Source organism: Pseudomonas sp. 22082, assembly GCF_052046055.1.
GTDB lineage: Bacteria > Pseudomonadota > Gammaproteobacteria > Pseudomonadales > Pseudomonadaceae > Aquipseudomonas > Aquipseudomonas pharyngis.
On the sequence record NZ_JBQEQB010000035.1, the window covers coordinates 39,524 to 49,698 of the forward strand.

The 10,175-nt window shown below is 58.7% G+C and carries 12 protein-coding genes and 1 tRNA gene; 7 read left to right on the forward strand and 6 right to left on the reverse strand.

Features of this window, described 5'->3' with window-relative positions:
* Positions 1-92 precede the first annotated feature (92 nt).
* Positions 93-815 carry an amidotransferase gene (locus ACTJK9_RS28170; protein WP_440817609.1) on the forward strand — a complete coding sequence of 241 codons (723 nt, stop codon included), beginning with the start codon at positions 93-95 and terminating at the stop codon, positions 813-815.
* 39 nt (positions 816-854) lie between these two features.
* Here the strand turns inward: ACTJK9_RS28170 and ACTJK9_RS28175 are convergent, their stop codons facing one another.
* The 3 genes from ACTJK9_RS28175 to ACTJK9_RS28185 form a co-directional block, all read right to left on the reverse strand.
* On the reverse strand, positions 855-1,826 hold the full coding sequence (locus ACTJK9_RS28175) for a magnesium and cobalt transport protein CorA (RefSeq protein WP_064594647.1): 972 nt from the start codon (positions 1,824-1,826) through the stop codon (positions 855-857).
* A 134-nt stretch (positions 1,827-1,960) separates the two neighbouring features.
* The gene (locus ACTJK9_RS28180) at positions 1,961-2,683 is read right to left on the reverse strand and encodes a 1-acylglycerol-3-phosphate O-acyltransferase (protein ID WP_085613517.1); all 723 of its coding nucleotides are present in this window, start codon (positions 2,681-2,683) and stop codon (positions 1,961-1,963) included.
* Positions 2,684-2,899: 216 nt separating this feature from the next.
* Positions 2,900-3,589, reverse strand: coding sequence for a crotonase/enoyl-CoA hydratase family protein (locus ACTJK9_RS28185; protein WP_064594649.1), 690 nt, complete (start codon positions 3,587-3,589; stop codon positions 2,900-2,902).
* A gap of 307 nt (positions 3,590-3,896) precedes the next feature.
* Here ACTJK9_RS28185 and ACTJK9_RS28190 point away from each other — a divergent pair.
* Positions 3,897-3,986, forward strand: a tRNA-Ser gene (locus ACTJK9_RS28190).
* 151 nt (positions 3,987-4,137) lie between these two features.
* The gene (locus ACTJK9_RS28195) at positions 4,138-4,458 is read left to right on the forward strand and encodes a YbjQ family protein (protein ID WP_039769949.1); all 321 of its coding nucleotides are present in this window, start codon (positions 4,138-4,140) and stop codon (positions 4,456-4,458) included.
* A gap of 42 nt (positions 4,459-4,500) precedes the next feature.
* Here ACTJK9_RS28195 and ACTJK9_RS28200 read toward each other — a convergent pair whose 3' ends face one another.
* Positions 4,501-4,779 (reverse strand): hypothetical protein, encoded by a 279-nt coding sequence (locus ACTJK9_RS28200; protein ID WP_064594653.1) that lies wholly within the window; start codon positions 4,777-4,779, stop codon positions 4,501-4,503.
* A gap of 242 nt (positions 4,780-5,021) precedes the next feature.
* Between ACTJK9_RS28200 and ACTJK9_RS28205 the strand changes: the two genes are divergently transcribed.
* The 4 genes from ACTJK9_RS28205 to ACTJK9_RS28220 all read left to right on the forward strand — a co-directional run bounded on the left by ACTJK9_RS28205 (position 5,022) and on the right by ACTJK9_RS28220 (position 6,737).
* Positions 5,022-5,210, forward strand: a complete 189-nt coding sequence (locus tag ACTJK9_RS28205; RefSeq protein ID WP_039769953.1) for a hypothetical protein — start codon at positions 5,022-5,024, stop codon at positions 5,208-5,210.
* A gap of 310 nt (positions 5,211-5,520) precedes the next feature.
* Complete coding sequence (locus tag ACTJK9_RS28210; RefSeq protein WP_007952176.1) at positions 5,521-5,889, forward strand: glycine zipper domain-containing protein; 369 nt, start codon at positions 5,521-5,523, stop codon at positions 5,887-5,889.
* A 137-nt stretch (positions 5,890-6,026) separates the two neighbouring features.
* Positions 6,027-6,449 (forward strand): YMGG-like glycine zipper-containing protein, encoded by a 423-nt coding sequence (locus tag ACTJK9_RS28215; protein ID WP_085649385.1) that lies wholly within the window; start codon positions 6,027-6,029, stop codon positions 6,447-6,449.
* A 123-nt stretch (positions 6,450-6,572) separates the two neighbouring features.
* Entirely contained in the window at positions 6,573-6,737 is a 165-nt protein-coding gene (locus tag ACTJK9_RS28220; RefSeq protein ID WP_440817615.1) for a hypothetical protein, read from the forward strand.
* A gap of 28 nt (positions 6,738-6,765) precedes the next feature.
* On the opposite strand, the gene ACTJK9_RS28225 is transcribed toward ACTJK9_RS28220, so the two are convergent.
* Positions 6,766-7,194: a DUF6896 domain-containing protein gene (locus ACTJK9_RS28225; protein ID WP_085613477.1), complete on the reverse strand. Its 429-nt coding sequence runs from the start codon at positions 7,192-7,194 to the stop codon at positions 6,766-6,768.
* Positions 7,191-10,175: RHS repeat-associated core domain-containing protein (locus ACTJK9_RS28230; protein ID WP_440817618.1), on the reverse strand; the 2,985-nt coding region annotated here is incomplete at its 5' end. The genes ACTJK9_RS28225 and ACTJK9_RS28230, both read right to left, overlap by 4 nt.

Here is a 10,175-nt window from a genome sequence, read left to right on the forward strand (position 1 = left end):
GGCGGGGACGCATTTCGGGGCTTGCCTTGCCGGGTGGTTTCAAGGCAGGCTCTGGCGTGTGCATTATTCCCATCACGTGTCAGGTATTTTTTATGTCGCTACGCATCTGCATTCTGGAAACCGACATCCTGCGTCCGGAACTGGTCGATGAATATCAGGGTTACGGGCAGATGTTCCAGCGCCTGTTCTCGCAACAGCCGATCGCCGCCGAGTTCACGGTGTACAACGTGATGCAGGGCGACTATCCGAGTGATGACCTGACTTTCGATGCGTATCTGGTCACCGGCAGCAAGGCCGACTCGTTCGGCACCGACCCGTGGATCCAGACCCTCAAGCAATACCTGCTGACCCGCTACGAGCGGGGCGACAAACTGCTCGGCGTGTGCTTCGGCCATCAGCTGCTGGCGCTGTTGCTGGGCGGCAAGAGCGAGCGTGCTACTCAAGGCTGGGGTGTCGGCATTCACAACTACAAACTGGCGGCCAAGGCGCCGTGGATGAGCCCGGTGCGCGAAGAGCTGACGCTGTTGATCAGCCACCAGGATCAGGTCACGGCGTTGCCGGAGAACGCCACGGTGATTGCTTCCAGCGATTTCTGCCCGTTCGCCGCGTACCACATCAACGATCAGGTGCTGTGCTTCCAGGGGCATCCGGAATTCATTCACGACTACTCGCGGGCGCTGCTGGATCTGCGTCAGGAAGCGCTGGGCGAGCAGGTGTACAGCAAGGGTGTGGCCAGCCTGGAACATCAGCACCACGGCACCACCGTTGCGGAATGGATGATGCGCTTCGTGGCGCACAAGCCGACCGCCGTTTGAATTCGAACGCCCTCGTGCTTTGCACGGGGGCGTTTTTTCTCATAGCCAGCCCGATTTCTTGAAGCTCGCCCACAGGCTCACGCAGCCGACCGTGATAAAGCCCAGCACGCCGAAATAACCGTAGTGCCAGCTCAGCTCCGGCATGTTCTGGAAGTTCATCCCGTAGATCCCCGCCACTGCCGTGGGGAACGCCAGAATCGCCGCCCACGCAGCGAATTTTCGTTGCACCACGCTTTGTCGTGAGGCTTCCAGCAGCACGCCGATTTCGATGGTCTGGCTTGCAATGTCGGCCAAGGTGGTCAGGTCTTCCATCTGCCGCGTCACATGGATCTGCACATCACGGAAATACGGGCGCATGTTCTTGTCGATGAAGGGGAAGCTCAGCTTCTGCAGCTCCTCGCCGATTTCCACCATCGGCGCCGCGTAACGGCGCAAACGCAAGACGTCTCGGCGCAGGCCATGGAGTTTCTGGATGTCGTGTTCATTGAGCGCACTGCACAGCACGTTGCGTTCCAGCTCATCGATCTCGGCGTGGATCGCTTCGCCCACCGGCTGATAGTTCTCGATCACGAAATCCAGCAGCGCATACAGTACGAAATCTTCCCCGTGTTCCAGCAGCAGCGGCCGTGCCTCACAGCGCTGGCGCACTTGGGCGTAGGACGCCGAATGACCGTTGCGGGCGGTGATGATGTAGCCGTTACCGGCGAAGATATGGGTTTCGATGAACTGCAGAATCCCGTGTTCGCGCACCGGCGAGTAGGTGACGATGAACAGCGCGTCGCCAAAGGTTTCCAGCTTCGGCCGGCTGTGTTTTTCGAGAGCGTCTTCGATGGCCAGTTCATGCAGGTTGAACTGGCGTTGCAGGTTGGACAGTTCCTGGGCGCTCGGCTCTTCGAGGCCGATCCAGACGAAGTGGCCGGTCTTGGCGGCCCAGGCCGCGCCTTCGTCGAGGGAAATGTTGGTGACTTTCTTACCAGCGCTGTAAACCGCAGCAGCAACAACTCGACCCATGGTGGTGATTCACTTCTTCTTGGCAGATGGCAGGGGAGACATGGCTTCAGCTTAGCCGTGTCGCTGCTTGAGAGTCAGTGAAATCTGCACAGTTCACCGGGCAAAAGAAAACCCGCACAGGGCGGGCTTCTTTTTCACGCAGCTTGCAGCTGCCGGTCCATCGCATCGATGCATTCGCGCATCTGTTCGCGGCACTGGTTGATGAGCATGGGCATGTCATCCATGGTCAGGCCAGCGGTAGGAATCGCCGGCAGCGAGCGTATGAGAACTTTCCCGCTGTGCCAGCGGTTCAGGCGCATGTGCTTGATGTAGCTGCTGACACACACCGGAACGATCGGTACCCCGGCGGCGATGGCCATCTGAAACGCACCTTTCTTGAATGGCAGCAGTTCTTCACCCAGGTTGCGGGTGCCTTCCGGGAAGACCCAGATCGAGGTGTCTTTGTGCTGCAAAGTGTCGGTGGTGGTCAGCATCGACTGACGCGCCTTGTGCGCGTTCCCACGATCGATCAACACGTTGCCCGCCAGCCAGAACAGTTGCCCGAACAGTGGCACCCACTTCAGGCTCTTTTTGCCGATGCACACGGTACGGCGCGGCACCACGTTGCCGAACACGAACAGGTCGTAGTTGGACTGATGGTTGGCGATAATCACGCAGCTGTCGGGTTTGTTCATCAACGGCCCGACATCGGCTTTCACTCGCAAACGCAAAATGCACATGGCCGGCAGTGCATAGAGACGGGCGCACAGGCGACTGTTGTCCGGATTGAATGGGCGGCACAGCCCGAGGATCACACCGAGGATTCCCGCCAGAATAAAGTGCAGGCCCATCAACAACATACGAAACACGAACAGCATTTTCAGGCCCATCGGGACAAAAGGTGGCGCAGTGTACGGATGTGCACTGTTTTCGGCAATTGCCGCTATAGAGTCCGGAGATGGGCGATGTTTAAGCGCATGTTTCCGACTTGTTGGTCAGAGGCGTCCTAGAGCTGCCGCAGAGTTTTTAACTGGGCGTGTAAGAAAAAGCCCGACACGACGGTCGGGCTTTTCTGAATCGGTGCAAGCCGGCTATCAGCCCAGATGCTCTTGATCCTGAATGATCGCGTTGTCCAGGGCTTCCAGCAGCGCCTTGCGCACTTTCAACTTGGTGTTCTTGTGCGCGGTCATGTTGATCTTCTTCAACTGACGCGCAGCGGCGAGGGCAGCGCCTTGCAGCTCTTCGGCCGCTACAACCTTGTCGAGGAAACCGGCATCCACTGCGCTTTGCGGATCAAACATTTCACCATTGATCACCGAGCGATGGAAGGCCGAGCGACGCAGGCGGTCACGGGCCAGCTCGATACCGGCGTGATGCATGGTCATGCCGATCTGCACTTCGTTCAAACCAATGCTGAACGGGCCGTCGACACCGATCCGGTAGTCGGCGGACAGCAGAATGAACGCGCCCTTGGCCACGGCATGGCCCGGGCAAGCAACGATCACCGGGAAAGGGTGCGACAGCAGACGACGGGCCAGGGTCGAACCCGCAGTCACCAGGGACACCGCTTCTTTAGGGCCGGCGGTCATTACTTTCAGGTCATAGCCGCCAGAGAGAATGCCCGGCTGACCTGTGATGATCACAATGGCACGATCCGCCACCGCCTGATCCAGCGCCGCGTTGAAGGCCGCGATCACGTCCGGGGAAATGGCGTTGACCTTGCCGTTGCTCAGGGTCAGGGTCGCGATACCGTCTTCGAGGTGGTAGGCAATCAGGTCGCTCATGGCGCAATTCCTTATAAGAAAGATGGGCAGACGTTACCCACCGTCGCCGGTCAGGTAAAGCACTGTGACTGACCCGCCAGTCACTGTTTACTGGCCGATGCGCTGCAACGCGCCCGGTGCCTGACGCCTGCGCGCCTATATAGAAGGGCCGCGTTTACCCGAGATTGGCCGGATCGCCATGGACTCTCGATGGCGGCCGCGGCTTTTTCGCTTAACCGCATGAAAATTCTGAAAAAAAGTTTGCCATCAGAAAAGCTTTCGACTACATTAGCGCGCCTCGACAGACAGAACATGTTTGAAGAGATACGGTGAAGTGTCCGAGTGGCTTAAGGAGCACGCCTGGAAAGTGTGTATACAGGAAACTGTATCGAGAGTTCGAATCTCTCCTTCACCGCCAAATTCGATGTAAACAAAACCCCTGGTTTCGAAAGAAGCCAGGGGTTTTGTGCATTCTGGCGTCTGGTTTTTGGTCACAGAGATTGCTTCGGCTTCCCTTTGCCAGGGCATTACAATCGCGGTTTTATCCGGTATGTAAAAGGACGACCTCCATGATCATTTCCACCACCCACTCCATCGAAGGCCGGCAGATTACGGCGTATCTGGACATCGTCAGTGCCGAGTCGGTGCAGGGCGTGAATGTGATTCGCGATATGTTCGCGGGCATGCGCGACTTTTTCGGTGGGCGTTCGCAGACGCTGGAGCGGGCATTGAAGGAGGCACGTATCCAGGCGACTGACGAGATCAAGGAACGTGCGCGGGCTTTGCAGGCGGATGCGGTGGTCGGGGTGGATTTCGAGATCAGCATGCCGGCAGGGAAGGGTGGCATGGTGGTGGTGTTTGCGACCGGTACGGCGGTCAAGTTGCGCTGAGGCTAGTGAGCCCATTCAACGGAATGGGCTCTGTGCTGATAATCAGCCCTGCGGTTTGAGCAGGATGGTGCCTTTCGAATCGTAGGTCAGCGGCGTGTCGATCGCGACGAGAGGCGGCGTATCGCCGGGTTGAACTGGCTGAACGGGGTCCGGGTGGTAGATCACGCCAGGCTGCAACGGACTCGGTCCGGTCGGCTGCTTGATGACGATTTCACCCGAAGCGATCTTTTCCTTGAGTTTCTCCGCCCCGGCCTTGCCGGCGGCGATCTGTTCATCCGTGAGTTTTACAACAGGCAGTGTCGGGAATCCTTTGATTTCCATGTTCTCTCCTTGAGATTCATTGCGTAGGAAAAAGGGCAGCGGCCGGTCGCCGCAAATCTTTAGCCGCATGGGACCAACGGTTCCCCAATGTGTTTAATTTCCGTAGGCCATTCGTCGGGCTCCGGGTGATCTGAACCACAAGTCCAGGAATGACCGGCTAGTCTCAAAAGCCTTGGAGGTCGATATTTTTTCAGGCAAAAGGGTTTGCCAGTGTCGGCCCGCATTTGAGAAGGGGAGCGAAGATGACTGATCCGTACATCGAAGACGACGGGGCTGAATTTTCATTCAACAATTGCGTGCGCTGCGGCCAGACGGAGTATCAGGCCGGGTTTGGCGAGGATCCGGTGCAGACCGGCAAGATCAAGTCCACGGCACCCAAGGGCCCGAAGGCGAAGTTTCTGCCCAAGGTCACCACCCGCTCCAGAAAGTGAGTTCTATCCCGCAGAGCCCCGTCATTGAACGGGGTTTTTTATGCCTGCCTGGTAGAGAAGCGTCCTACATTGATTGAAGCTTTTGTCCGGTTTTTTCACAAACTTTTCACACCCGCCTGAGTAGGGTGAAGCCATCCGTTAGAAAGCAAGTCTCCAGCCCGTCTCCCCAGCGGGCTTTTTTTTGTCCGTTATAAAACCTTTTCCATATCCGCTGTCCAATCGGCGCCAAGTGCGCTGCAACGCTGGACATTGCCGCGACAACAGCATTCAATCTGCGCCCTTTTTTCTTCCTTCTGTTGAGGTTTTCGTCATGCGTTTAACTCTGCCTGCTCTGGTTCTGGGGCTTCTGGTTGCTCAAGGTGCAATGGCTGGTGACGGTACCGCCGCACTGGGTGGCGGTCTCGGCGGCGCGCTGGGTAACGTGGTTGGCCAGAAAATGGGCGGCAGCACCGGTGCAGCGATTGGTGCTGGTGTAGCGGGTGCGGCCGGCAGTGCACTGGCTGCCAAAAAAGGTGCTCGTACCAAAGCAGCCATCGGCGGCGGCGTCGGTGCGGCGGGCGGTTCGGTCATCGGCAACAGCCTGGGTGGCAGAACGGGCGCCACCATCGGTGCTGGCCTGGGCGGCGCAGCCGGTGGTGCGGTGGGCAGCAACCTGTCCAAGGGTCACAAACGTCACTGATTGCCAACGCATGTCTGAAAAGGCCCGGTTTGATGCCGGGCCTTTTCGTTGCTGAACGTTTTTCCCGAAATCCCCTCCAATGCCACATAGCCCCCTCCGCGGGCGTACCGTCCCGATCCGGGACTTGTGAGGTCTGTATGCGCTTGACATTATCCGCATTGGTTTTGGGATTATTGGTGGCCCAAGGCGCCATGGCCGCTGGTGATGGCACAGCCGCCGTGGGTGGCGGATTGGGTGGCGCGCTGGGCAACGTGGTTGGCGGCCAACTCGGCGGCAGCACCGGTGCTGCGGTGGGCGCTGGTGTTGGTGGTGCAGCCGGCAGTGCCGTCGGAGCGAACAAACGCAACCGCACGGAAGCCGCCATTGGCGGTGGCCTCGGTGCCGCTGGCGGTTCAGTGATCGGCAACAGCCTCGGCGGCTCCACCGGTTCGACCATCGGCGCAGGCTTGGGCGGCGCGGCGGGTGGCGCGGTCGGCAACAACCTGGGTGACGATGGCGGCAAGTCGCACTCCGGGGGCGGCCACAAGCACAAGAACAAACACAAGAACCGTCATCGTTGAGTGATCGGTTCTACGGAAACCCGGCTTTATGCCGGGTTTTTTGTGCCTGCGCGTCATGCGCTGGAACGATTAGCGGCCATACTTTTCGAACGTTTTACACATTTGAGATTAATGAGGTGCGCCATGACTCCCGAAACCGAAGGCACGGAAGAAAAAGGCCCGAGCGGATTGCCGTTTATCAATGATCCGGGGAATGAAGATCCGGGGTCGTTGATGGATGATGCGACGGTTCCGCTTATGGAGGGTGAGGAGGAGCTTGAGTATGAGGATTTTGATGATGATGAGTAATGGGGTGCATGCTTGTCGCATCCGGGTTTTATTGGGTTTGGTTAGGACTTGTCAGGACATACAGGTCATCCATTGGAGACATTTTTTCTATTTTTTTTGAGGACAAATATTCTCTAAATTCTTTTTCGAGAGTTTGTTTGTCACAATACTTTTTGTATCTGAATGGTCGGTCGGTGGCATATGAATAGAGGCGCCAAATATCAAATCCATCAATTCTATCGCCTGACCCGTAGTCAAAATTCACGGACTCTGTGGCGAAAATTATGAAGCACCCAATGCCGTGGAGCTCATACTGAACGCCATTCTTTATTTCTCCGCATCGTTCTATTTGTTTGGAACGCCATAGTCTCAGAATATTGCGGGTGCCGAATTTTTCCTCTAATAGCTTCGTGCCGATATCTACTTTAGATAGGAAGTCGGTTATCAGATCTTCAAGTGTGATTTCAGGTCTGGTCATTTTCTTCTACGGTGCTCTAGTCTGTCGTTTCCGATACTTTGTGCTGATTCCAACACCTCTTCAATGGTGTTTAGAGTGCCGTGGTGCTCTCTAATATTTGTTATTAGCTTAATACTGACGTTGGTGGAGGTTTGTCTAGCGGCGGCGGCGCGGTGGTGGCCATCCAAAATGTAGAGTTCGCCTTGGTGTTCCGCTACGTCTATGGGGTATCGATTGTCGTAGCCCGTGCTTCGCATTGTATTCACCATTTTCTCGACTTCTTTAGTTGAGGTTTTTCCTGAAATCGCATGTGTCCGCTTTAAAGATTTTGGGTCAACACCGTGATTAACGATAGGCAACGGTGGGTTGCCCTCGATTGCCATACTGCCACTAACGTTATCCGGCACCGGACATCCCGGCTTGTTCGGCGGCGGACAGTTGGACGTCAACCCCAACGGATCCACCCACCCCGTCGGATTCGGCACGTACCGGTACTGATTCAACCCACCCGCCAACTTCACCGGATCCGGCGTCAGGTACCGTCCCACGTCCGGGTCGTAATACCGATGCCGGTTGTAATGCAGCCCGCTTTCGTCATCGAAATATTGCCCCTGAAAGCGCAGCGGCTGGTTCAGGTAGTCCTCGGTTGCCAGCTCCAGCGAGGTGACCTTGCCGTAGGCGCTGTATTTGGCGGACCAGACGATCTCGCCGCTGTAGTCGGTCAGTTCCTGCGGGGTGCCGAGGTGGTCGAGTTGGTAGTAGAACGGGCAGGCGCGTTTCGGGCCTTTGCCGTCGAGCATGACCAATGGGCGGAAGGTGCCGGGTTCGTAGATGAAGCTGCGGTGTTGTTCTTTACTGCTTTCGGCGATCAGGTGGTCGCCTTGCCAGAAAAACTCGGTGGTCTGGCCATTGACGGTCTTGCGGATGCGCCGGCCGAAGGCGTCGTACTGGTAGCTGGCGCTGGTGCCGTCGGGGCGGGTCAGGCCGATCAGGCGGTGCTGGCTGTCGTAGCGGTATTCGGTGACAAGTTGTTGCGCGCGGCCGCGGCGTTCGCGGATCAGGTTGCCGAAGGCGTCGTAGTCGTAATGACGGTCGCCCTGCATCAGCAGGCGATTGCCCTTGATCTGTGCCGGCCCCGGACGGTCCTGCATCAGCAGGTTGCCGGCCGGGTCGTGGGCGAAGTTTTCCGGCAGGTCGTCGCGGGTGTGGCGCACGCTGGCCAGACGGTCGAGGGCGTCGTAGTAATAGCTACGTTGACCGTGACGGCTGTCGGCGATAGATGCGAGGTTGCCATTGACCGCGTAACTGTAGTGGCGCAGGTACAGCGCGCGGTCATGTTGATGAACAGAATGAACCCGCAACCGGCCCTGTTCGTCGTAGGCATATTCGCTGAGCAGCAGGCCTTGTTGACGTTGCTGTTCGCGGCCGTGCTGGTAGACGTGGCGGGTCAGCAAGGCGCCGTTGAGGTCGATCGCGGTCAGCGCGCCGCCCTTGGCGTAGTGGTAGTCGAGCTTGCTGTTGTCCGGCAGACGCATGCGAGTGAGTTGGCCGCAGGCGTCGTAGGTGTAACGCAAGGTGCCCCAGCCCTGATGCTCGCGCACCAGCCGGTCCTGCAGGTCGTATTCGAAGGCCAGCGGGTGATCCTGGCCGTCATCCACGCCGACCAGCCGACCGAGGCGGTCATAGCGGTAGCTGACCTCGACCCCGTCCGGCAAGGTCTTGAGCAGCAATCGCCCGGCGCTGTCGCGCTGGTAAGTGGTGACCAGCGTCGAGCCGTCGTCGCCGTACTCGGTCTTTTCCAGCAGGTGGCCGTTGCGGTCGTAGACATACGCCGTACGCCGGCCATCGAAGCCGGTTTCCTGTCGGATCAGTCCGGTAGGCGTGTAGTCCAGCCGGTACTTTTCGCCGGACTCGTTCTCGATTTCCGTCAGCAGCAGCTGCGCATGGTCGTAGCGGTACTGCAGCCGCGTGCCGTCGGGGTTGATCCGCCGGCTGACCAAATGCAGGTCGTCGTCATATTCGTAGCGGGTGATGCGCCCCAGTTCATCGCGTTCGGCGGTGATCTGGCCGTAGGCGCTGTAGGACCAGGCGCGGGTGGCGCCATTCGGCGAGGTGGTCTGGATCAGCCGGCCAACGGCGTCCCAGGCATGACGGGTGACCGCGCCATGTTCGTCCTGCGCCGTAATCCGCCGCCCCAAGGCATCGTAGGAAAACTTGCGAACCCCGCCGTCCGGCAGACTCTCCTCGACCAACTGGCCCAGGTCGTTCCACATGAACACATGGCGACCACTGTCCGGATAACGGACCGACAGCAACCGCCCCTGCGCGTCGTAGTGGTAATGGGTGACGTGGCCATCCGGGTCGACCGCTTCGGTGATATCACCCTGGGCATTGCGCCGGTACGTCCACACCGCATCGCCACGCGAACGGCTGTGCAGGAAACCGTTGCGGTACTCGTAGGTCGTCGGCGCATCGTCCGGCGGAATCAGCGCGATCAGCCGCCCGGCGTCGTCATAGCGGTATTCGGTGACCGCGCCCAGCGCATCCTGCTCGGCAATCAGCCGGCCCTGCGCGTCGTAGGCCTTGAGCTGTTCGCCACCATCGGCGGCGACCTGACGCACCAGCCGCGCCGTATCGTCGTGGACGTAGGTTTCTTCAGTGCCGTCGACGTACTGCACCGTGACACTGCCGGCGTCATCCCAGACGTAACGCGTATCCATCTGCGAAAACGACGCCCAGTGCCGCACGCAACGCGCTGCCTTGCCGGCACGCTCCCACTCCCAGAAGAAGCTCGCGCCGCCGGCCAGCTGCCGTTGCAGGATGACGTGCTGGTCGTCGTAGTCGTAACGCTCAGTCTCGCCGACCGCGTTCGACGCCTCGATCAATCGATGGCGGGCATCAAAGCGGTAGCTGGCCAGCGTTTGCTCGGTGCGCCAGACCGCATCGCGCCAAACCTGATAATCGACCGCAACCAGATGCGCTCGCTCATAGCGCAGCAACAA

Coding starts and splice junctions, on each gene's coding strand:
- ACTJK9_RS28170 (WP_440817609.1), top strand. CDS start 93: ATGTCGCTACGCATCTGCATTCTGGAAACCGACATCCTGCGTCCGGAA.
- ACTJK9_RS28175 (WP_064594647.1), bottom strand. CDS start 1,826: ATGGGTCGAGTTGTTGCTGCTGCGGTTTACAGCGCTGGTAAGAAAGTC.
- ACTJK9_RS28180 (WP_085613517.1), bottom strand. CDS start 2,683: ATGCTGTTCGTGTTTCGTATGTTGTTGATGGGCCTGCACTTTATTCTG.
- ACTJK9_RS28185 (WP_064594649.1), bottom strand. CDS start 3,589: ATGAGCGACCTGATTGCCTACCACCTCGAAGACGGTATCGCGACCCTG.
- ACTJK9_RS28195 (WP_039769949.1), top strand. CDS start 4,138: ATGATCATTTCCACCACCCACTCCATCGAAGGCCGGCAGATTACGGCG.
- ACTJK9_RS28200 (WP_064594653.1), bottom strand. CDS start 4,779: ATGGAAATCAAAGGATTCCCGACACTGCCTGTTGTAAAACTCACGGAT.
- ACTJK9_RS28205 (WP_039769953.1), top strand. CDS start 5,022: ATGACTGATCCGTACATCGAAGACGACGGGGCTGAATTTTCATTCAAC.
- ACTJK9_RS28210 (WP_007952176.1), top strand. CDS start 5,521: ATGCGTTTAACTCTGCCTGCTCTGGTTCTGGGGCTTCTGGTTGCTCAA.
- ACTJK9_RS28215 (WP_085649385.1), top strand. CDS start 6,027: ATGCGCTTGACATTATCCGCATTGGTTTTGGGATTATTGGTGGCCCAA.
- ACTJK9_RS28220 (WP_440817615.1), top strand. CDS start 6,573: ATGACTCCCGAAACCGAAGGCACGGAAGAAAAAGGCCCGAGCGGATTG.
- ACTJK9_RS28225 (WP_085613477.1), bottom strand. CDS start 7,194: ATGACCAGACCTGAAATCACACTTGAAGATCTGATAACCGACTTCCTA.